This window comes from Rhodococcus spelaei, assembly GCF_006704125.1.
Lineage (GTDB): Bacteria > Actinomycetota > Actinomycetes > Mycobacteriales > Mycobacteriaceae > Rhodococcus_G > Rhodococcus_G spelaei.
In genome coordinates this window covers 57573-79161 of record NZ_VIGH01000001.1, presented here as the reverse complement: position 1 = coordinate 79161, position 21589 = coordinate 57573, and the positions used below count along the sequence as shown (strand labels likewise).

The window sequence follows — 21589 nt, the reverse complement described above, 5'->3', positions numbered from 1 at the left end:
GGCTCTCACTCCAACTCGACACTGTCGGGTCGGGTGACCCGCTCGAGCAGCCATGAATGGACACCGCTGAGCGCCGTCCTGGCCACGCCCGTGGGGTGGCCCGTGAACCCGTGCGGCGACTCGGGATAGATCCGGAGCTCGACGTCATTGCCGGCGGCGGAAAGCCGACCTGCCATCGCGAGGTTGTCCTCCAGCAACACGTCTTTGCTCCCGACGACGAGCAGCGCGGGGGGAAGGCCGCCGAGGTTGCCGTAGACCGGCGAGATGTCCGGAGCAGTGCGGTCTTCCACGTGCCCGACGTAGGCCTCGAGAAAGTACTCGTCCGCGATCCGACGCCCGGCCGGAGTCTGCGCGCTCAAGTCATAGGTGCCGAATTGGAGTGCGGCGCCGGTGAACCCGTCGACTACTCCCCTGTCCCTCAGCCGGAGCAGCGTTGCCAGAGCGAGCGTCGCTCCCGCCGATCGCCCCCCGATCGCCAGTCGGGACGATCCGAATCGGGTATCAGCGTGTTCGACGAGCCAGAGCGCCGCCGTTTCACAGTCGTCGGGTGCGGCCGGCCACGGGTGCTCGGGTGCCAGCCGGTAGTCGACGCTGACGACGGCGATGCGGAGAGCGTCTGCGAGCTCACGGTTACGCACGTCTTCTCGCGCCGCGGAGTCCATGTAGAAGCCGCCACCGTGGATGTCCAGATAGACGCCCCGTGCTCGGCCTTCGGCGGGAGTGAAGATCCTCACCGGGACACGCGCTCCCCCGGCTTCGGCCGTCTCCTCGATCGCCGGTGGATCAGCGGGAGGAGGAGGGGTCCTTCTCGTCCGAACTTCCCTCAACTCCTCGGGAGTGCCTGGGCCGCGGCCCGCCACCCTCGAGCGGTAGAAGCTCCGAGCTTCGTCGACCTGATCCGCAGGGACCTCAGTCATCAGATCGTCCAGCGTGAACCGCACGCGCCCTCCTCACACCACTCGCACGCCGCCCCACACCGCCGGGCCTCGAAAAGCCTACGGGAGTTCGGGTCTCGATCGTGCAGTCGACGCGCGGCTGGATCCCTCGGCCGGGGATCCAGCCGCGCGCCGGGTCGGCTACGCGGTGCCGGTTGCCGCGAGTTCCTCGTCGGTGTCGGTGCTGACCGCGTCGGACTTCTTGTGCGGCACAGTGAATGTGGCCACCACGGCCAGAATCGCGACCACGAAGCACGCGAGCGCGTACCAGAGGTTGCCGATCGGATCGCCGTTCGGCGTGACCCCGTCGACGGCGTCGAAGAACGCGGGCAACGCGGTGATCCACAACAGCCCCATGACGACGAGGTACACGAGGGCGTAGACCTGCACGAAACGGTTCCTGTACGGCGGCACGTCGGAGGCACCCGCCCGCAGCGCCGACCACCGCCGCACCATCACCACGACCGCGACCGCCGACAGCACGGCGAGTTCGGCGGCGTAGAGGAACCCGCGGACGGTGTCGCTGCCCACGCCGAAGACGGTCGCCGGCAGCGGCAGCACGAACACGCCGACGGACGCGGTCAGACCGATCACGACCGTGCGCCACACCAGCTGCAAGCCGGAGAAGCGCCGGCCGGCGTCGACGTGGCGGCCGACGAAGAACTGCACACACAACGCCAGCGACATCGGCCACAGCGCCGCGAACACCACGACGCTGGGCAGGGGAACCGAATCGAAGAAGGGCAGGTTGACCTTGTTGTCGAGGGTCCACTCCCACCAGCGCAGTTGCGGTCCGAGCTGGTCGAACACCTCGTAGAACGCATGGTGGACGAAGCCGACACACACCGCGCCGAGGAGCACCCCGTACCGGCGGAAGATCCCCAGCATGCGGACCAGCTCGAACGCCAGGGTCGCCATCAGCGGGTAGATCGCCACGATGTACAGCGGGAGCCGGCCCCACAGGAAGTCGACGGTGAACACGTTGTGCGCGAACATCGTTCCGAGGTAGTCCTCGGTGCCGAACGTGGCCGGGAAGTAGATCGGCGGCTCGATCACGAACAGGAACGCGGTCGCACCGAACCAGAGCACGAGGTTGGTGGGATCACCGTGCCGCCGCAGCCGCAGGATCGCGTAGACGAGCGCGAGCACTGCGCCGAGCACGATGGTGAACTCGAGGACCGGCAGGGTCCAGTTCTCCAGGGCCGCGGGGTTGCGGAACTCGACGAGGCCACCCGCCTCCTGACACGAGAACCCGAGCCTGGTGGCGAGTTCGGCGAAGGTGTCCGAGCAGTGGTCGGCCATCAGTTCGCCTCCGCCGAGGCGGCCAGCGGACGCGTCTCGTCGGAGCCGGTGTACCAGCGTGTGCAGTCGTATCCGGCGTCGTAGCGGGTGAACCAGTCGTCGGCGAGGGCGGGCAGCTTCTCGTGTGCCGGGTTGTGACCGGGCATCTGGCTGAGGACGGCGCCCTTGAGTGCAGCCAGCTGCTCACCGATGTTCAGTCCGTCGAAGGCCCGCGGCATCGGCCCCTTGGTCAGGTACGGCGCGAAAGCGGTGAGCACCCGCTGCTTGGCCCGGTGGCGGGCGAACATCGACATCGAGTCGACCTTCCGCTCGGAGAGCGGCACGTGCTGGTTGAAGCCGGCGCACGCGATCCGGATCGACTTCATCACGTGCGCGAAGATCGAGGCTGCCATCCGCATCCGGTAGAGCTCGTTGCCGACGACGGAGTTGTAGATGATCAGCGCCGAACTGCGGTGCTCGACCTCCTCGACGAAGTGCCAGAGGAACAGGGATGCGACCCGGTCGTCGCCGGGCGCGAACAGCGTCGCCTCGTTGTCGAGCATCAGCTTGAACACCGGAGTGAAGGTGGCCTCGAGGTCGGCGGTGTACGCGAGCCGGTAGTTGATCGAGGTGCGTTCGGTGAGCAGATCGAATTCGCCGTTCACCGCGTCGAGGGTGTTCTGCAAGCCGGGGTAGGCGCGGATCAGGCCGGCGACGTGCTGGCGGTGCGCGGTGGAGTGATGGCCCTCCTGGCGCATGAACGCCGCCGCCTCAGCGGCCACCTCGGGGTCGGTGATCAGTGGCTTGGCCTGCAGGATCAGCTTCACGATCATCTTCTCGAAGCCGATCGCCAGGAACGAGACCGCATTCGACATGCTCGACCAGGCCGGGTTCTCCGGGTTCCAGCAGAACGGGACGTCCTGGTCCTCGAACCCGAAGTCCATCTTCCGGGGTTTCAGATCCGTCATGCGCGCTTCCTCGATTCGTCGGTGCGGGCGCACCCCAGGGCAGGTGGGGGCCGCGTTGACGCGATCATACGAATAGATGCCGAAGTGTATGATGACTTTCGCCGAATTCGCTGCGGAGCAACCGCCGACCAGCGCGGTCCTGGTACCGTCCGCCCGGTGGCGCGCAGACGTGGATGGGGTGGCCGGCCGCCGGTCGACGACGAGGAGGCCGCCCACCGCATCGTCGACGCCGCGGTCGAGGTGATCGCCCGGACGGGGGCGGCCATCAGCATCGCCGACGTCGCGGAGTCGCTCGGCGTCATCCGCCAGACCGTGTACCGCTACTTCCCCAGTGCCGACGCCCTGATGCGCGCCGCGGCCATCGCGTCCGTCGACGGCTTCCTCGACCGGCTCACGCGGCAGGTGAGCGGCCTCGCCGACCCGGTCGACGCGATGACCGAAGGCGTCGTCTACACCCTCACCGAGGTGCGCCGGACGCCGCACCTGGGCATCCTGCTGTCGAGTTCCTACTCGACGATCCACCCGGACGGCCTGACGTCCGACGAGGCGCAGGCCTTCGGTATGACGATGATCCGCCGCTTCGACGTCGACTGGGAACGCCACGGGTACGACGACGCGTCACTGCAGGGCCTGGTCGAGTTCGTCCTGCGAACCATGCAGTCGTTCTTCGTCTCTCCCGGCAATCCGCCACGGACCGACGACGAGCTGCGGCGATACCTGCGACGCTGGATGGGAACGGCAATCGCCGCTCAGGTGTGAATCCGGTCGACCAGGATGGCGTCATGGAAGAGATCCGCATCGACCTCCCGCAGGTCTCCCTCTCGGCACTGACCTGGGGATCGCCCACCGGGCCGCTCGCGATCCTGCTGCACGGGTTTCCGGACACCGCCCACACCTGGCGTCACCTCGGACCGGCGCTCGCAGCCGACGGCTGGTACGTGGTCGCGCCGTTCCTGCGCGGGTATGCACCCTCCGATGTGCCGGCCGACGGGCGCGGGGACGTGGCCGCCCTGGTCTCGGACGTCCTCGGGATCTATCGGCACCTGGGCGGTGGTCCGGACGCGGCGATCATCGGTCACGACTGGGGCGCAACCGCGACGAATGCGATTGCTGCGCATGGAGATTCCCCGTTCGCGAAGGTCGTCGCAATGGCGGTGCCGCCGTTCTCCGCCCTGCGGTCCCGTCGGGTGCTGCCCATCCTCCCGCGGCAGCTCCGCAACAGCTGGTACATGGCGTTCAACCAGCTGCCGTGGGTGCCCGAGCGCAACTTCGAGCGACTGGTACGCAAGCTCTGGCGTGACTGGTCGCCCGGCTACGACGCCTCCGAGGACCTGCCCGCAGTGCTGGCCGCGACGGCGGACGCGGCCCATCGGAGTATGGTGATCGGCTACTACCGAGCACTGTTGCGCCCCTTCGGTTTACCGGCGGTGGACCACCACGAGAAGGGGGCGGAGATGCGACCGCCGCGCACGCCGATGCTCTACCTGCACGGCGCGAACGACGGCTGCCTCGACCCGAGGTTGGCGGCGCTCGCCGAACCGTCCCTGCCCGTCGGAAGCACATTCGCGATGATCCCCGGTGCCGGGCACTTCCTCCAGCTTGAGCAGCCCGAGGTCGTCAACCGGCTCGTGCGGGACCACCTGCGCGGCTGAACAACCCGCCGCCCGATCAGCCCTTGAAGTACACCAGCTGGTGCGTCGTCGCCAGCAACACCCCGTCGCGCCCCCACAACTCCGCGGACTGGTCGAAGTACCCCTTGCCGAACCGCTGGGCGCGGGCGGAGCCGAGCAACGCGTCGCCGGCCTGCTCAGCGAGCGTGGCTGCGTCGGCGTGGAAGTACACGGTCAGCGTGACCGTGCCGGCTGGCAGGTACTGCCCGCGGCGCAGGAACACTCGCGGAAAGAAGATGTCGCACATGGCCGTCAGTGCGGCGAAGTCGAGCGGTCGGGCCGGCTGGTCGCGCATCCACAGCGTCGACGTGGAGGTCGGGTGCTCGACGGCCTCGGTCTTCGGGATGCCGCCCTCGACGAATCGCATCTCGTAGTTGCGCGCCCACGCGATGAAGTCCGGGAAGGATTCGGGTGCAACGGAATCCGCATCGGGTACGGACGGCGCGGTGATCTCGTCGGAGGACCACGTGTCGCGGCGGGTGCCGAACACGGCGGTGGCGGTGGTCGCGACGACCCCGTCCTGGGTGAGTTCGAGCGCCCAGTGCTGGGTGGACCTGTTGGTCCGGACCGGCCGGGCGGAGATCTCGAACGCGCCCTCGGCGACCGGACCCGCGAAGTTGACGGTCAACGACAGGGGGTCGCCGAGGCTGTCCGGGTGCTGCGCCGCCGCGCGCAACAGGGTCGCTGCGGTGATGCCGCCGAACGGACCGACCATGTTGGCGTAGTTCGCGGACGTGTGCCCGGTGAAACGGCCGTCACCCGCCGGGGTCAGTTCGACGGCGTCGTCGAAGGGGTGTCGCGGTGCGGCGGTGTCGGTCACGGTGGGCTCCTCGCAGGTGCTGACGGATCGTGCCCAATTATGACGGAGTGCATAATCGGCACGCATCCGCCCTGGCGTCCGGTCCGAGGGAACCGGAGGCCAGGGCGGACCGTCGGTGAGCCTGGTTACTGCCCGATCGCCGCCATGACCTGGTTCGCGAGGGCACGCTCGCCGTCGGCGTTCGGGTGCACCGGAACCGGCTGATTGGCGAAGATCATCGGCTCGACCAGGCGCTGCCCGACCGGCTTGCAGCCGTCCCTCCCCTCGGACGCCTGCGCCATGTCGACGTACGTCGAGTCGGTCGCCTCGGCGGCACGCTTGACGGCGTCGTTCAGTGTGGTCTGCAGGTCACGCAGGTACCCGACGTCGCCCTCGGCGATCGGCATCTGCGGCGCGCAGCTACCGCTCGCCGGCAACAGCAGCGGGTAGCCGGCGATGAGGACGCGGGCCCGGGGCGACTTGGCGTGGATGTCATGCAGCGCGGTGACCAGCGCGGGGTAGGTCTTGGTCAGGATCGGGGCGGTCAAGCTGTTGCCGTACTGCGCACGGCAGGGGTCGAAAGCGCCGGGGTGCAACACCATTGCGCCGATGCACGACGCCATCGCTCCGGCGAAGGTGTCGTTGTTGTTGCCACCGATCATCAGCGTCACCAACTCGGTCGTCGGCGTCAGTGCCTCGAGCTGCGGCCGCGTGCCCGGGTACTGGGCTCGGTAGAAGTCGTCCGTCTTCGCGCCCCCGCAGCTCACGTCCGTGAGTCGGTAGCCGAGTTCCGCGGCGACGATGTGCGAGAAATTCGCCCCCGACTGCCAGCACGGCAGCGGCTGCGAGGGAATGATCGGGGAAACGCCGGATCCGGCGCTGAAGCTGTCGCCGAGATTGACGTACTCGAGGCCGGGTCGCGGATCGGCCGACGCCGACGCACCCGACGCGATACCCGTGACGGCGACCAGTGCCCCCACGACCGCCACTAACCGCCTGACTCCGGCCTTCACCCTCACGGTGTTCTCCCCCTGTCGAATGTCCATGCGGACTCGGCGGCGCACCGGCCCTCTACCGTGACGCCAATGACAAGCGGAAACCGTAACTCAGCGTTGCGACACCGGTAGCAGTTTCGACGCCGATCCGCCGCCGCTCTACTTCCCCCGCCACTCCGGCGTGCGCTTGTCGAGGAACGCGCTCATCCCCTCCTGCGCGTCGCAGGTGACGGCGTTCGTGGCCATGGTCTCGGCCATCGCCCGGTAGGCCTGATCCTGCGGTAGGTCGATCTGCCGGTAGAACGCCTGCTTCCCGATCTGCAGCGTGAGCGGGCTGGCGCCGGTGATCTTGGCGGCCAGCGCGCGGGTCTGTGCGTCGAGCTGATCCGGCTCGACCACGAGGTTGACCAGGCCCCAGTCGGCGGCCGTGTCGGCGTCGATGGTCTCGCCGGTCAACAGCATTTGCAGCGCGCGCTTGCGGCCGATGGACCGGCTCAGCGCGACCATGGGCGTGGAGCAGAACAGTCCGATCCGCACTCCGGGCGTCCCGAATACCGCCGCCGAGGACGCGACCACCAGGTCACACGACGCCGCCAGCTGGCAGCCGGCCGCGATGGCCGGACCCTGCACCGCGGCGATCACCGGCTGCGGGATCTGCTGGACGGTGTCCGTCATCTCGGTGCACACGTCGAAGATCTCGCGCTCGTCTTCGAGGGTGCGGTCGATCATCTCGGACAGGTCGTGCCCGGCGGAGAACACCGGCCCGGCGGCGGAGATCACGACGACGCGCACGGCCGGGTCGACGGAAAGCTTGCGCAGCGCTGCAGTGACCTGGCGCATTACGTTGGTGGACAGCGGGTTCCGCTGTGCGGGACGGTCCAGGACGACGGCGCCGATCCCCGTGTCGATGTCGAATTCGGTTCTGACGGCGTCGTTCACGGCGCACCTCTTCCGGTCGCGGATACGTCTCGATGCTACGACGGTTCGGGGCCGGGGACGAGGACGTTTCCGTGGGATTCCTCCCGCAATCCGGGAGGAATCCCACACGATCAGCGGCGGAACAGGCTGCGCAGGAAGCCGCCGCCCGCGGGCTTGCGTTCGCACGTGCAGCGCCTGTCGGCGGGGACACGGCGCATCACGTCGTCGACGTGGTTGCCGCAGCCGGTCCAGGTTGTCTTGCCGCAGTGGGAGCAGGGGGTGGGTCGGCACATGGGGCATTCCTTTCGTTGTTCGTGTCGATAATACCCGTGGGGGTATATTGGGGAGGTCGGGGCGGTCGCTGCCGACCCCCACGCCGACGGGCCTGGCAGGATCGGACGCGTGAGCACCGCGAACCTGACCCGTGCCGAGACCGCCGCGCGATCCGCCGCGGTCACCGTCCGCGCCTACCGCGTCGAACTCGACGTGCGGTCCGCCCCCGACCAGGCCAGTCCCGGCTTCGCGACCACAACGACGGTCGAGTTCGACGCGACCACCCCCGAGACGTGGCTCGACTTCATCGGTCCGGCCATCGGGTCGGTGACCGTCAACGGGCAGGACGTCCCGGTCGAGTACGACGGCTCGCGTATCACTGTCCGCGACCTGCAGCCGTCCAACGTGGTGGTCGTCGCGGCCACCGGTGCGTACAGCCGGTCGGGTGAGGGCCTGCACCGCTTCCTCGACCCCGTCGACGGCCAGACCTACCTGTACACGCAGTACGAGCCGGCGGACGCACGCCGCGTGTTCGCGTGCTTCGAGCAGCCGGACATGAAGGCGCCGTTCGCTTTTGCCGTGACTGCCCCCGCGGGGTGGCAGGTGGTGTCCAATCGTCGGGCGGCCGAGCGCGCTGGGGACGCCGCCGCGCAGACCGTGACCTTCTCCCCCACCCTGCCCATCTCCACGTACCTCACCGCTGTGGTCGCCGGTCCCTATCATCGGGTCGAGTCCTCCTGGAGCCGAGGCGATCTCACCGTTCCCCTGGGCGTCCTGTGCCGGTCGTCGATGGCGAAGTACCTGGACGCCGACACCGTCTTCGAGGTGACCAGGCAGGGACTGGACTTCTTCGCCGAGAACTTCGACTACCCCTATCCCTGGGGAAAGTACGACCAGGTGTTCGTGCCCGAGTACAACCTCGGCGCCATGGAGAACCCGGGCTGCGTCACCTTCACCGAGGCCTACGTCTTCCGCGGCGCGGCGACCCCGGCCCAGTACGAGGGTCGGGCAAACACGATCCTGCACGAGATGGCGCACATGTGGTTCGGCGACCTCGTCACCATGGTGTGGTGGGACGACCTGTGGCTCAAGGAATCGTTCGCCGACTACATGGGCGCGCTCGCCAGCGCCGAGGCCACCGAGTGGACCGACGCCTGGGTGGCGTTCGCGAATCGCCGTAAGGCGTGGGCGTATTCGCAGGACCAGCTGCCCACGACCCACCCGATCGTCGCGGACATCGTCGACCTGGAGGCCGCGAAACTCAACTTCGACGGCATCACCTATGCCAAGGGTGCGAGCGTGCTCAAGCAGCTCGTCGCCTACGTGGGCAGGGACGCCTTCTTCGAGGGCGCGCGTCGCTACTTCCGCGCACACGCGTACGGCAACACCACCCTCGCCGACCTGCTCGGGGAACTGTCCGTGACGTCCGGCCGCGACCTGCAGGCCTGGGCCCGGGCCTGGTTGCAGTCCACCGGGATGTCGACTCTGACGCTGGAGGCGTCCGGCGACGGTCACGAGATCACGCAAACGGACCCGCGTCCGCACCGGCTGGCCGTCGGCCTCTACGACTACGACGACGCGGGCGATCTGGTCCGCCGTGACCGGGTGGAGGTGGACATCGTGGGCGAGCGCACGCCTGTCGCGCTTTCCGCTGCTCCGCTGCGCCTGCTCAACGACGGTGACCTCACCTACGCGAAGATCCGTTTGGATGCGGATTCGCTTGCCACCGTGGAGCGTTCCCTCGACCGCGTCCGCGACCCACTGGCCCGGGGGCTGATCTGGTCGGCACTGTGGAACGCCACGCGGGACGGCGAGCTCGACGCGCGACGGTACCTCGCCATGGCGCGGGCCTTCACGCGCGCCGAGTCGAACACGGCGCTGGCGGCTGCCGTGCTCGCCAATGCGTCGTACGCGATCGGGCACTACCTCAAGCCAGTCGACCGGGAGCGGTGGCGAGGCGAGTGGCTCGAATCATGCTGGGCGGCACTGCACCTCGCGGACGCGGGATCTGGAACGCAGCTGGCGTGGGCGCGTGCAGTGGCCACCGCCGCGACCGTCGACGACCGTCGCGCTCGCGAGATTCGCGAGATCCTCGACGGTGCGCTGCCGGCACCCGCGGGACTGGCGCTCGACCCCGACCTGCGCTGGGCGCTGTGGACCGCGCTGTCGGCCACCGGCCACGCCGTTGCGACCGACCTCGACGTCGAACTCTCCTTCGACGCGACGGCGTCCGGACGCACCGCTCATCTGCGGGCACTCGCCGCCCGGCCGGACGCCGGGGTGAAGGCTGACGCGTGGTCGGCAGCGCTGACCGATACCGGGCTGACCAACGATCACCTCGACGCCGTCATCGGTGGCTTCAGGGCCGGCGAACACCACGAGCTCACGGCCCCGTTCGAGGAGCGGTACTTCGCCGCGATCGGCTCGGTCTGGGCCGAGCGGAGCATCGAGATCGCGAGGCGCATCGTGCTCGGGCTGTTCCCCGCGTCCGACTCCCTGGCCGGGGTGGACGCCTGGCTGGCCGCGCACCCCGATGCTCCGGCCGCGCTGCGCCGGCTTGTGGTCGAGCAGCGCGACCACCTGGACCGGGATCTGCGCGTGCGGGCACGAAGTGCCCGCACGTCTGCCGGAGAACGCGAAACGCACTAGCACTCACCGCGGCTCGTCGATCGCTACGCACTGGTGTCAAGCCCACCGCTCGCCCGTGGCGGGTGTCCCGGAACCGATGGGCGGCAACGGAAACCTGACTGGACTGCCCGATCGACACGCTCACCGAAGCGCCCGGCACGGCCTCGACCGAGCAGCTGCGACTACCGGCTCCCCTGAGGTCGGTCCCCGGCCACCGCGACTGCGCCGGGGGTGTGCCACACCGAATCGGGGAGTTCGCCGGGCAGGTCCGGGTTGTCGACATCGGTGAACACCGGGTCCAGTCCGGCGCTCACCTGCCTGTCGTAGTCGCGGAACGCGCCGAACGCCCACTTGCCGAGCAGCACGATCGCGACCAGATTGACCAGTGCCATCAGTGCCATCGCAACGTCGGCGAGCGCCCACACCGCGGACAGCGCCAGCACCGAACCGACGCCGACGGCCGCGAGCACCAGGAGGCGGAAGACCCGCAGCGCGCGGGGCCCGGCGCCGAGGAAGGTCATGTTCACCTCGGCATACGAGTAGTTGCCGAGAACCGACGAGAACGCGAAGACGAATACCAGCACCGTCATCAGCCACCCCGACCACGACCCCAGCTCGTGCTGCACGGCGGCCTGCGTCAGGGATGCCCCCGTGCTCGAGGCCGGGGTCGCAGGGTCGTACACGTCGGGGCCTGCCATCAGGATGATCATCGCGGTCGCCGTGCACACGATCATCGTGTCGACGAACACGCCGAGGGACTGCACGAAGCCCTGTTTGACCGGATGCGACACGGTTGCGGTCGCAGCGGTGTTCGGGGCGCTGCCCATGCCGGCCTCGTTGGAGAACAGGCCGCGCTTGACACCGTTGAGCATCGCGGCCGCGACACCGCCCGCGACACCCGCGGCGGCCTCACCGATTCCGAAGGCGCCACCCAAGATCCAGCCGATCACCTCGGGCACGCGTCCGATGTTCATGACGATGATGACCACGGCGAGCAGGGCATACAGCCCGGCCATGAGCGGCAACACCACCTCCGCGACCCGCGCGACGCGACGGATGCCGCCGAACAGGACGGGCGCCGCGAGAAGCATCAGGACCACGGCGGTCCACTTCTGATCGACGGTGTGCGCCTGCGCCAGCACGTCGGCGATGGTGTTCGCCTGCACCATGTTGAAGGCGAACCCGAACGTGACGATCAACAGCACCGCAAACAACACCCCGCCCGCACGGGAACGCAGCCCGCGCTGGATGTAGTAGGCGGGCCCGCCGCGAAACGCCCCGTCCGGACCGCGGACCTTGAACAACTGCGCGAGGGTCGCCTCGACGGCGGCGGTCGCCATGCCGACGAGCGCGACGCACCACATCCAGAAGATCGCGCCGGGTCCGCCGAGGGTCAGCGCGATCGCCACGCCGGCGATGTTGCCGGTACCGACCCGGGACGCCAGCCCGACGCAAAACGCCTGGAACGACGAAATCCCCTCCGCGGAGCCCGACCGGGACGACGCGAGCTGCCGAACCATCGTCCCGAATCGGCGGAACTGGATGCCGCGGGTGCGGATCGTGAAGTACAGCCCTGCGCCGACCAACAGATAGATCAGCACGTACGTGTACAGCACCTTGCTGATCGGGTCGATGAACTGCTGCTGGATGAAGTCCATGACGTAGATGTAGGCCAGTGAGTGCCGACAGTCCAGTGGACCCGCCGCAGCGAGCGACTACCTCTGTGCCCGGTTCATACTCCGCGATCAGTCGGCAACAGGGGAGGAGGATCCGGAAACTCGTCGGGGAACCGGTACTCGCAGCCCAGTTCGTCGGCGGACCGGGTGCCCCGGTTGTCCCGAAACCACGTCACGCAGGCATCCGCGACGAGCGGGACGTCGTGGCTGAAGAGATATCCGTCGGTGCAGTCCTCGAAATGGTCGTCGAAATACCAGTGATCGAGCACCAGCGAGTCGGTCGAGTAGTCGCCGAACATCAACTGGTCCATAGGTTTGCGAGACCGTCGCAGCATCAGAACGCCGTCGGCGAGCACCTGCAGCTGCGCACACACCACGTCGTCCTCCTCGTCGCCGACCAGGTGAAGGCTGTGCGGGCCCAGGTTCAGGGTGAACCCGACCGGCTTGTCGCCGAGCGAGTCGACGAGCCAGTCGACCATGTCGACCCACTTCGAGAGCTCCGACGCGTCTGTCGATTCCGTCATGGCCACCCCTGTCGTGATCGCTGAGTCCGGGGCCGAACGTAGCGCGACGGTCCGACAGGTCTGTGTGCTCGACCGCGACGTGGGTCAGACTGAATACGTGACCGCACCCGTACGCAGTGTCGATGTTGCCGAACGCCGAGCCCGCCTGGCCCAGCGGCACTGCCTGGCGCCGACGGCCCGCGCCGCAAACGTGACCGAGGCGGCGCGCAGCCTGGTGTGCCTGCACGGCACCGACCCCGCGACGATCTACCTGTCCGTGCGGGCACGGGTCGAGGGGATGACCGTCGCCGATCTGGACCGGGCTCTCTACGAGGAGCGTTCGCTGGTCAAGCATCTCGCGATGCGGCGGACCCTGTTCGTGTTCCCTCGTGACGCGATGCCGTTCGCTCAAGCCGGCGCGAGCAACCGGGTCGCCGACACCGAGCGCCGGCGCCTCGTGCGCGAGGTCGAGAAGGCCGGCCTGGTCGACGACGGGGAGGAGTGGCTGACCGCGGCGGGTGCCGCCGTTCTCGATGTACTCTCGAACTGCGAACCGTCGTCGTATCGCGAACTGCGCGAGCAGATTCCATTACTGGACAGGTCGATGGCCCACGGGGAGGGTCGGAGCTGGGGCGGGCGGGTGTCGGTGGGCCCCCGGGTGCTCACCGTCCTCTCCGCCGAGGGTCGGATCGTGCGTGCCACCAACGACGGTCCGTGGCGGGTGTCCCGGAACCGGTGGGCGACAACCGAGTCGTGGCTGGGCTCGCAGCTCGAGCCCGTGGACGATGTGGACGGCGCGGCCTGGTTGGTGGCCGAATGGCTGCACGCGTTCGGGCCCGGGACCGAGGCCGACATCAAGTGGTGGCTCGGATCGACTGTGACGATGGTGCGGAAGGCGTTGTCCGCCTTGGACATCGTCACCGTCGACCTCGACGGGCAGACGGGCTACCTGCTTGCCGACGATCAGGACCCGGTCGCCGCGGTGCCGCCGTGGGCGACACTACTACCGGCGCTGGACCCGACGACGATGGGCTGGCGGGACCGCCAGTGGTACCTCGGTCCGCACAAGGAGCTGCTCTTCGACAGCTTCGGTAATGCCGGGCCCACCGCGTGGTGGGACGGGCGGATCGTCGGAGGCTGGTGGCAGGACGGGGACGGTCGGGTGGCGGTGCACCTGCTCGAGGACGTGGGTACGGAGGCCCGCCGGGCACTCGACGCCGAGGCGCAGGCACTGTCCGAGTGGCTCGGCGGTGTCCGGGTGCTGGCGCGCTTTCCGTCGCCGTTGGCCAAGCAGTACGCCTGACCCAGTCGGTGTCCGTTGTTCGGGCCGGACCGACGTCTCACTGCTCGGCCAGCTCGAGTAGGTCGTTGTTCAGGTCGTCCTTGTGGGTGACAAACAGCCCGTGACCACCGGTCGGGTATTCCTTGTAGACGGCGTGCCGAATCAACTGGGCGGTGCGGCGACCGGTCAGTGCGACGGGCGCCGACTGGTCGGCGGCCCCGTGCACGATCAACGTCGGGACGGTGATCTTCCGCAGCGACGGCCGGTGGTCCGTGTGATACGCCGAGCGCCACAGCCCGATCGTCCCCATCGGGGTGGCGGACAGGCACTGCCGCAGGGTGATGTCGATCAGCGCCGGCGACACCTCGTTGCCGAGGTGGGTGGCGAAGAAGCCCTGGGCGCGATTGGCGAACCACGCAGGCCGGTCGTCCCGCAGCGCCTGGACCGTTGCCTCGCACACCTCCTCGGGCACGCCCTCGGGGTTGTCTTCGGTCCGCTCGAGATACGGCAGGGTCGCGGCGACAAGCGCCACCTTCGCGATCCGATCCTCGCCGTGGCGTTGCAGGTAGCGCGCCACCTCGCCGCCACCAGCGGAGTGCCCGACGACGGTGATCTCCCTCAGGTCGAGCAGATCGATCAGGTCGGCGAGGTCGTCGGCGAGGGTGTCCAGGTCGTATCCGGTCGCGGGCCGGTCGGACCGACCGTGACCACGCCGGTCGACGAGCACGCAGCGGTAGCCCTGTTCGACGAAGAACGGGACCTGGTACTCCCACATGTCCGCGCCGAGCGCCCAGCTCGCGACGAACACGATCGGTCGCCCTGTCCCGTAGTCCTCGTAGGCGAGTCGGACGTCGTCACGAGTCTCGAAGTACGGCATGGTGTCTCCTTCATCGGTGGGTTGGTGAGACCCATGCTCACTCCACCGATGGGGCCCAGTCGATTACCTGGTAGGTAATGGGGCTGACTACCCCGGTGCGGACCCGACCAGCTGCGCGACGACCACGTAATTGTCGTCGGTCGATTCGCCCTCGCGCACATCGCAATTGGCCAGGATCAGTCGTCCGGGAACGGATGCGCGCAGCTGATGGTCGACGAGCAGCGAGCCCTTCGGCAGCGGCCCCACCGTCTGGACGTGGTACTCCAGCACGCCGGCGGACGTGCGCAACGCCACGCGGTCGCCCACCTCGACAACCCGCAGCGACCGAAAGGGTGCCGTGCTCCTGGTGTAGTTGTGGCCCACGACCACCACGGTCTGGTCGGTACCGGTGCCGGGGAGACCGCTTTCGGACCACCACACCGGACGTTCGTCCACCGGATTCAGCTGCTGTCCGCTCGCCCCTCCGCGCGTCAGCCCGTCCGGATTGAGAGGACTGCTGAGGTAGGTGACCCCCGCGCTCGACCGCAGCTCGATGTGGACCGGCTCGGTGGGGGCCACGGCCGCGCCGACCGGTGGAGCCGCAATGATCTGCGACTCCACCGGTGAGCGGTCCGGTGGTGGCGTCCCGGATCCGTGGACAGTGCCCGAGCAGGCGGAGACGAGGAGCACCAGGGCAGCCACCACCGACAGGCGGTACGCCCTACGACGAGGCAGCGCCGCCCGCTTCGCCGGTGCGCTTGCGGCGCAGGACAACTACGGTTCCTGCTGCGATGGCGCCGAGTATGCCGACGCCTGCCACCACGGCGGGAACGCTCACTCCGGCGCCCGTCGACGACGAGTCGCCGAGGGCGAGGTCGACCGGCGGCAGTGCGCCCGCGAGCGCCCGGTTGCCGTCGGCGTCGGTGACGTAGTAGTCGACCACCTCGAAGGACCCCTTGCTGTTGGAGAATCCGACCAGCTTCACGCCGGTCTTGTTCGAGACGGCCGTGGCGTCGTTGACCTTCGTGACGCCGTCGCCGCTGTGGGTCTCCTCACCGATGGTGATTGATCCGTCGAGATCGGAACCGTCCTCGATCTCCTTGATGTCCTTCGCCTTCAGCTCCTCCTCGGCCTTCTTCGCCTTGTCGGCCTCGGCCTGCGCGGCCTCCGACTGGGCCTTGGCCTCGGCTGCCTTCGTCGCTGCAGCATCGGCCGCCGCCTGCGCCTTCTCCGCCGCGATGTAGAGGTCCTGCGCCTTGAGGCTCGCGGCCTCGGCGTCCTTCGCCTTCTTCGTCGCCTCCTCGGCCTTCGCGACCGCCTCGGAACGCTTCGCGGTCGCCGACTCCCCGGCGGCGTCCGCTGCTGTCTGCGCCGTGGTTGCGGCATCGGCCGCGTCCTTGGCTGCGGCCTTGGCCTGCGCGGCCTTCTCGGCCGCCTCGTCGGCGGCCTTCTTCGCTGCGGTGGCCGTCTCGGATTCGGCGTCGGCCGCCTTCTGGGCGTTCTGTGCGGTGCTCTCCGCCGCAGCCGCGGCCTTCTGGGTCTCCTTGGCCGTGACGGCCAGCTTGTTCGCTTCCAAGGCCGCCCGCGCGGCTTCCTTCACGGCGGCAGCCGCTTTTGCGAAGTCCCACTGCTTCGCGGCCTCGGCCGCCTCCTTCTCCTTGGCCGCAACCTTCTGCCGCATCGCGTCCTCGGCGGCCTTTGCCTGGTCCGCCTTGGCCTGCAGTGCGGTCGCCTCGGCGCGGGCCTTGTCGGCCTCGGCCGCCTTGGTTCCGGAACCGGCAGCCGCGGCGGCTTTTTCGAGTTCGTCCGCGTGCGCTGCCGCGTCGTTCGCCGCGGTCTGCGCGGTCTCGGCGGCCGCTTTCGCCTCGGCCGCCTGCGCGTTCGCGCTCCTGGCGTCGTCCTCCGCGCTCTTGGCTGCCTGCTCCGCGGTCGCGGCCTGGTCCTTGGCCCTGGTCGCCTCCACGGCTGCCTTCGTGGCAGCCACGCTGGCCTGGGTGGAGGCCTCCGTTGCCTGCGTGGACGATTCGCCCGCCTTCACCGACTCCGCGTCCGCCGTCGCAGCCGTGTCGGCGGCCTTCTTGGCCTCCTCGGCGGTAGCGGCGGTGTGTGCCTCGGCCTCGGCGATCGGGTCGGCCGGATCCTTCTTGTCGGCACCGGCCTGGGTCTTCTGGTCGGCAGTCGCGTCTGCCTTCGGGTCCACGGTCTTGTCGGTGACGGCGGTGTCGCCGGTGATTGCGTTGTCGGGGACCGTGTTTCCGGCCTCGGTGCCGTCGGTGCCTGGCATTGCGGGGCACGCGGTATCCGGGGTTGCCGTCGGTGTACAGGTGGTCTCGGTCCCCGCGTCCGTCTGTTGGGCCAACGCAATTCCCGGTCCGCTCACCGCCATGCCGAGCGCGAGAAGCGCTCCGGCCGCGGCTGCGCGGGCTCTGCGTTGACTGGCAATGGACTGCTCCGACATGGATACAACCTTTCGGCCTTCGTTACGAAGACACAGATTCGAGACGATCCTGGCGCCCGTCGAACCGGCCGAACTCCACCCCTTGTCGTTCCTATGGGCGAATCCGGCCATGGGTTAGCGTTTACTTCGCCATTGCCTTGCGGAGCGTTACGACCGACGCCCTCGACGACAACGGCCCCGCTTCTCGGTGAGGGGCGGGGCCAGTTGTCTGCCTGAGGTTGTCAGGCCTTGGGCGCGATCATCGGCAGAGTTCTGCGGTCGTGCTCGCGCGCCGTCGGGGCCACGCAAGCCCCCGATGAATGTGATCTGCCTCACTATAACGTAACGATAACGAACGCCTACTCGATAGATCACGATGCGCCGTCACCAGCGGGAATCGGGTGTACAAATCCCGGTATTTGGACACGTGTCGATATCGGTGCCCTTGTCGCCGGGTGGTTTCCAGGGCGGTGCACCGTCCGTATGGTCGGTGACGGCCCGGAAGTCAGGGCCGCTGCCGGACCGCCGCTGAGCCTGCCCCGCGGATCCGGCCCCGAGAACCGCAAGTGGGGCAGCGGCGAGGCAATCACGACAGACATCGACCTCGTCTGCGGGTGCGAAAGGATTCTCCTAGATGACCACGAACCGCATTCAGACCAAGGCCGCCAAGGCGAAGAAGACCCTCGGCTGGGTCGTCATGACCGGAGCCCTCGTCGCGGTCCCGATGGGACTCGCCTCGGGCACTGCCAACGCCAGTGGCCACAACTGGGACGCTGTCGCGCAGTGCGAGAGCGGCGGCAACTGGAACACCGCCACCGGAAACGGCTTCTCCGGTGGCCTGCAGTTCACGCCGAGCACCTGGGCCGCCTACGGCGGATCCGGCTCGCCGGAGAGCGCGTCACGGTCGGAGCAGATCGCGGTGGCCGAGAACGTGCTCGCGGGCCAGGGTCCCGGCGCGTGGCCGGTGTGCGGCCAGTACCTCTGAGCTGCAACACAAGTGACTCCATGACGTCCCGCTGACAGCGGTGCGCGGAACGGTCGTCGCCCCCACTCCTCGTGAGTGGGGGCGACGACCTTTTCTGCTGTCCGGGATCGGTTGACCTCCACGACCCGAACCGACCTCGGGGCCCGGCCGTCCGGTGTCGAGCGCTCGCGCCCGGGTACTCGGCTGGACACCGCGGCACCGGAGCTGGCGGGGCGATTCGTCACCATGGGCGGCTGATCGCCGATCAGGGACGGGCGCGGTAGGCGTCGCCCAGAGCGGCGGCCAATGCGCGCATCTGCTCCTGCCGATAGGCGCGGGAGGTGGCAGATCGAGGGTCCACCAGATCGAAGCCGTGGTACGCGCCGGGCACCACGTGCAAGGCGCACGGCACCCTTGCGTCGTTCAGACGCGCGGCGTAGGCGACGTCCTCGTCGTGGAACAGGTCGTGGGTGCCCACCCCGATCCACGCCGGCGGCAGACCGGCCAGATTCCCGTACCGTGCCGGTGCTGCCAGTGGCGGCACGTCGGCAGCTCCGCCGAGGTACGCGCGCCACCCGTACCGGTTGCTGGCGACGCTCCACACCCGAAGCCGGCGACCGTCGATGTCGGTGCGTTGCGCGGTCCGGTCGTCGAGCATCGGGTACGACAGCAGCTGGAACGCCGGTTCGATCTCGCCGCGGTCGCGGGCAAGCAGCGCGAGCGCCGCAGCCAGGCCACCTCCGGCGCTCTCGCCCGCGATCGCGATCCGGGACGCGTCGACGTCCGGCTGGTCGGCGAGCCAGCGCAGTCCGGCGTAACAGTCCTCCAACGGGGTCGGGAACGGGTACTCGGGCGCGAGGCGGTACTCCACCGACACCGCGACCGCCCCGAGATCGTTCGCGACGCGCCGGCACATCGAGTCGCCCATCGAGGCGCTGCCGATGAGATAGCCGCCGCCGTGGACGAACAGCAGCCCCGGCATCAGCGGCTGTAGCGTTCTCGGTCGGAACACCCGGACGGTGACGTCCGCATCGACCCGGACGACGTCACCGTGCTTGGGGGGCACCGCGCCGGCGAGCCTCGTCAATCGCCGGATCGGGCCCGCGGTGCGTGGCGTGACCACGCTGCGCGGCAGGAACCGTGCCAACCGCAGTGCGGGGTCGAAAGCGTTCTCGGACACCGGCCCTCACTTCCCGTCCCGAGGCTCGAGACGATGAGGATGCTAGAGGACGCGGGGCGTTCCGGAGGTGCTACGGCAGCATCGACCCGGTCGCCAGGAACCGCTCGTGGAACGAGAACGCCTCGCCGAGAAGGTGCGGGGTGTGCCCGATGCCGGGAGTGGCCTGGGCTCGGGCGACGTAGTCGTGCAGCAGCGGCCGGAACTCGGGATGCGCGCAGCGGTCGATGACCACCTGCGAGCGTCGTCGCGGGGAGAGCCCGCGCAGGTCAGCGAGGCCCTGCTCGGTGACCAGCACCTGGGTGTCGTGCTCGGTGTGGTCGACGTGCGGGACCATCGGCACGATCGACGAGATGGCGCCGCCCTTCGCGGTGGACGGGCTCAGGAACATCGACAGGTAGCCGTTGCGGGCGAAGTCGCCGGAGCCGCCGATGCCGTTCATGATCTTGGTGCCCATCACGTGGGTCGAGTTCACGTTGCCGTAGATGTCGGCCTCCAGCATGCCGTTCATCGCGATGATGCCCAGGCGCCGCACCACCTCGGGGTGGTTGCTGATCTCCTGCGGGCGCAGCGTGATGTGCTCACGGTAGAAGTCGATGTTGTCGGTCAGTTCGGCGAGGCCCTTCGCGGACAGGGCGAGGGAGGTCGCCGACGCGTGCGCGACGGCGCCGTCCTTGATCAGCCGCAGCATCGAGTCCTGGATGACCTCCGAGTAGCACGTCAGGGCGCGGTAGCCGCCGCGGTCGAGGCCACCGAGGACCGCGTTGGCGACGTTGCCGATGCCGGCCTGCAGTGGCAGCAGCGTGTCCGCGGGGAGCCGGCCCGCCTTCACCTCGTGGGCGAAGAAGTCGAGGACGTGTCCGGCGATCGCGAGGCTCACGTCGTCGGGCTCGGTCAGTTCGCTGGCGCTGTCGGGCACGTTCGTCTCGACCACCGCGACCACCTTGGCCGGGTCGACGCGGTAGGTCGGCTGTCCGATCCGGTCCTGCACCCGGGTGATCTCGAGCGGCTTGCGGTTCGGCGGCAGTGCGGTGCCGTAGTAGACGTCGTGCATGCCCTCCATCGCCGCGGGCACCCAGGAGTTGACCTCGAGGATGATCCGGTCGGCGACGTCGAGCCAGGTCTTGTTGTTGCCGATCGACGCGGAGGGGATCAGCTCGCCCGACTCGGTGACGCCCGCGACCTCGACCACCGCGACGTCGACGTTGCCGTAGTAGCCCTCCCACACCTGCTGCGCGACGTGCGAGAGGTGGATGTCGACGTAGTCCATCCGGCCGTCGTTGATCTTGCGTCGGGCCGTCGCCTCGGACTGGTACGGCATCCGCAACGCGATGCCGTCGACCTCGGCCAGGATGCGCTCGGTCTCGGTGGAGACGGAGGCGCCGGTCAGCAGGTTGACGGTGAAGTTCGATCCGGCTCCGCGCGCCGCGTGGATCCGGTCGGCGAGGGCCGGGATCACGACCTTCGGCGTGCCGGCGGACGCGAACCCGCTGATGGCGACGGTGTCGCCGGGGTGGATGGCCGTCGCGGCCTCGGCGGCCGAGGTGACCTTCTGGCGGAACAGCGAGCTCTGGATTCGGTTCACTGTCGACTCGATCCGTGGACGCTCGCTATCACCAACACGGCCAACAGGTTATCTGGTTGACATAATCGTCCAGAATGTGGGCCACCGCACTGCGGCGGCGAGCCTCGGGCAGAATGCCGGACTGTACAGGTCGACGGCTATGCCATGGAGGTCCCGGGGATGAGTGACATGCAGGATCCGCTCGGCGAGCTGGCGCCGTTCGTGGGGCACTGGATCGGCGGCGGCGACGGCCACTACCCGACGATCGACGACTTCTCCTACGAGGAGGAGCTCGAGTTCACCGCCACCCCCGGCAAGCCGTTCCTCGCGTACCGGTCGCGCACCTGGTCGCCGGGTCGAGGTCGACCGATGCACACCGAGAACGGCTACCTCCGCCCCTCGGGTGGTGGGGTCGAACTGTTCGTCAGCCAGCCGACCGGGTTCGTCGAGATTCAGCGGGGCGAGCTGCGCGACGGCGTGCTGGAGCTGTCGCAGCTGACGCTGGCCGCCTCCCCGGATGCGAAGCCCGTTCACGAGATCCGACGTCGGCTCCAGGTTGCGGGCGACGAGCTCACCTACGACCTGTGGATGGCGCACGCCGAGACCCCGCTCACCCATCACCTGCGGGCGCGGTTGACGCGGCAGTAGCAGGCATCGCTCGAC

Annotated in this window: 19 protein-coding genes and 1 pseudogene; 6 read left to right on the top strand and 14 right to left on the bottom strand. The window is 68.8% G+C overall.

Annotated elements, in window-relative coordinates:
* Window positions 1-5: 5 nt before the first annotated feature.
* The 3 genes from FK531_RS00335 to FK531_RS00325 all read right to left on the bottom strand — a co-directional run bounded on the left by FK531_RS00335 (window position 6) and on the right by FK531_RS00325 (window position 3184).
* Window positions 6-941: an alpha/beta hydrolase gene (locus tag FK531_RS00335; RefSeq protein ID WP_142094686.1), complete on the bottom strand. Its 936-nt coding sequence runs from the start codon at window positions 939-941 to the stop codon at window positions 6-8.
* 135 nt (window positions 942-1076) lie between these two features.
* On the bottom strand, window positions 1077-2237 hold the full coding sequence (locus FK531_RS00330) for a hypothetical protein (protein ID WP_142094685.1): 1161 nt from the start codon (window positions 2235-2237) through the stop codon (window positions 1077-1079).
* On the bottom strand, window positions 2237-3184 hold the full coding sequence (locus FK531_RS00325; RefSeq protein WP_142094684.1) for a metal-dependent hydrolase: 948 nt from the start codon (window positions 3182-3184) through the stop codon (window positions 2237-2239). Before FK531_RS00325 ends, FK531_RS00330 begins: the two co-directional genes overlap by 1 nt.
* Before the next feature lie 156 nt (window positions 3185-3340).
* Here FK531_RS00325 and FK531_RS00320 point away from each other — a divergent pair, with 156 nt between their 5' ends.
* Together FK531_RS00320 and FK531_RS00315 are read left to right on the top strand one after the other, a co-directional pair.
* Window positions 3341-3943 (top strand): TetR/AcrR family transcriptional regulator, encoded by a 603-nt coding sequence (locus FK531_RS00320; protein WP_142094683.1) that lies wholly within the window; start codon window positions 3341-3343, stop codon window positions 3941-3943.
* Window positions 3944-3966: 23 nt separating this feature from the next.
* Entirely contained in the window at window positions 3967-4836 is an 870-nt protein-coding gene (locus tag FK531_RS00315) for an alpha/beta fold hydrolase (RefSeq protein WP_142094682.1), read from the top strand.
* A 16-nt stretch (window positions 4837-4852) separates the two neighbouring features.
* On the opposite strand, the gene FK531_RS00310 is transcribed toward FK531_RS00315, so the two are convergent.
* From FK531_RS00310 to FK531_RS22180, 4 genes are all read right to left on the bottom strand, one after another.
* Entirely contained in the window at window positions 4853-5674 is an 822-nt protein-coding gene (locus FK531_RS00310) for an acyl-CoA thioesterase (RefSeq protein WP_142094681.1), read from the bottom strand.
* Between the two features lie 125 nt (window positions 5675-5799).
* The gene (locus FK531_RS00305; RefSeq protein ID WP_246097733.1) at window positions 5800-6642 is read right to left on the bottom strand and encodes an SGNH/GDSL hydrolase family protein; all 843 of its coding nucleotides are present in this window, start codon (window positions 6640-6642) and stop codon (window positions 5800-5802) included.
* Between the two features lie 165 nt (window positions 6643-6807).
* Window positions 6808-7587, bottom strand: coding sequence for an enoyl-CoA hydratase (locus tag FK531_RS00300; protein ID WP_142094679.1), 780 nt, complete (start codon window positions 7585-7587; stop codon window positions 6808-6810).
* 110 nt (window positions 7588-7697) lie between these two features.
* Complete coding sequence (locus FK531_RS22180; protein ID WP_181762761.1) at window positions 7698-7859, bottom strand: DUF8730 family Cys-rich protein; 162 nt, start codon at window positions 7857-7859, stop codon at window positions 7698-7700.
* Between the two features lie 109 nt (window positions 7860-7968).
* Here FK531_RS22180 and pepN point away from each other — a divergent pair, with 109 nt between their 5' ends.
* Window positions 7969-10488 carry an aminopeptidase N gene (gene pepN, locus FK531_RS00295; protein WP_142094678.1) on the top strand — a complete coding sequence of 840 codons (2520 nt, stop codon included), beginning with the start codon at window positions 7969-7971 and terminating at the stop codon, window positions 10486-10488.
* A 161-nt stretch (window positions 10489-10649) separates the two neighbouring features.
* Here the strand turns inward: pepN and FK531_RS00290 are convergent, their stop codons facing one another.
* Both FK531_RS00290 and FK531_RS00285 read right to left on the bottom strand, forming a co-directional pair.
* Entirely contained in the window at window positions 10650-12125 is a 1476-nt protein-coding gene (locus FK531_RS00290) for an alanine/glycine:cation symporter family protein (RefSeq protein WP_142094677.1), read from the bottom strand.
* Window positions 12126-12199: 74 nt separating this feature from the next.
* Window positions 12200-12667 (bottom strand): hypothetical protein, encoded by a 468-nt coding sequence (locus tag FK531_RS00285; protein WP_142094676.1) that lies wholly within the window; start codon window positions 12665-12667, stop codon window positions 12200-12202.
* Between the two features lie 97 nt (window positions 12668-12764).
* Between FK531_RS00285 and FK531_RS00280 the strand changes: the two genes are divergently transcribed.
* Window positions 12765-13949 (top strand): winged helix DNA-binding domain-containing protein, encoded by a 1185-nt coding sequence (locus FK531_RS00280; protein WP_246097731.1) that lies wholly within the window; start codon window positions 12765-12767, stop codon window positions 13947-13949.
* Between the two features lie 37 nt (window positions 13950-13986).
* Here the strand turns inward: FK531_RS00280 and FK531_RS00275 are convergent, their stop codons facing one another.
* The 3 genes from FK531_RS00275 to FK531_RS00265 form a co-directional block, all read right to left on the bottom strand.
* Window positions 13987-14805, bottom strand: a complete 819-nt coding sequence (locus FK531_RS00275; RefSeq protein ID WP_142094674.1) for an alpha/beta fold hydrolase — start codon at window positions 14803-14805, stop codon at window positions 13987-13989.
* A gap of 87 nt (window positions 14806-14892) precedes the next feature.
* Window positions 14893-15486, bottom strand: coding sequence for a class F sortase (locus FK531_RS00270; RefSeq protein WP_246097729.1), 594 nt, complete (start codon window positions 15484-15486; stop codon window positions 14893-14895).
* A 19-nt stretch (window positions 15487-15505) separates the two neighbouring features.
* The gene (locus FK531_RS00265; RefSeq protein WP_142094673.1) at window positions 15506-17242 is read right to left on the bottom strand and encodes a hypothetical protein; all 1737 of its coding nucleotides are present in this window, start codon (window positions 17240-17242) and stop codon (window positions 15506-15508) included.
* 613 nt (window positions 17243-17855) lie between these two features.
* On the opposite strand from FK531_RS00265, the pseudogene FK531_RS00260 reads away from it, so the two are divergent.
* A pseudogene (locus FK531_RS00260) lies at window positions 17856-18203 on the top strand (transglycosylase family protein); the annotation flags it as partial.
* Window positions 18204-18450: 247 nt separating this feature from the next.
* Here the strand turns inward: FK531_RS00260 and FK531_RS00255 are convergent.
* Window positions 18451-19365 (bottom strand): alpha/beta hydrolase, encoded by a 915-nt coding sequence (locus FK531_RS00255; RefSeq protein WP_142094671.1) that lies wholly within the window; start codon window positions 19363-19365, stop codon window positions 18451-18453.
* A 70-nt stretch (window positions 19366-19435) separates the two neighbouring features.
* Window positions 19436-20947, bottom strand: coding sequence for a succinyl-CoA:acetate CoA-transferase ScpC (scpC, locus tag FK531_RS00250; protein ID WP_181762760.1), 1512 nt, complete (start codon window positions 20945-20947; stop codon window positions 19436-19438).
* Window positions 20948-21106: 159 nt separating this feature from the next.
* Here scpC and FK531_RS00245 point away from each other — a divergent pair, with 159 nt between their 5' ends.
* Entirely contained in the window at window positions 21107-21574 is a 468-nt protein-coding gene (locus FK531_RS00245; protein WP_142094669.1) for a nitrobindin family protein, read from the top strand.
* The last annotated feature ends 15 nt before the right edge of the window (window positions 21575-21589 follow it).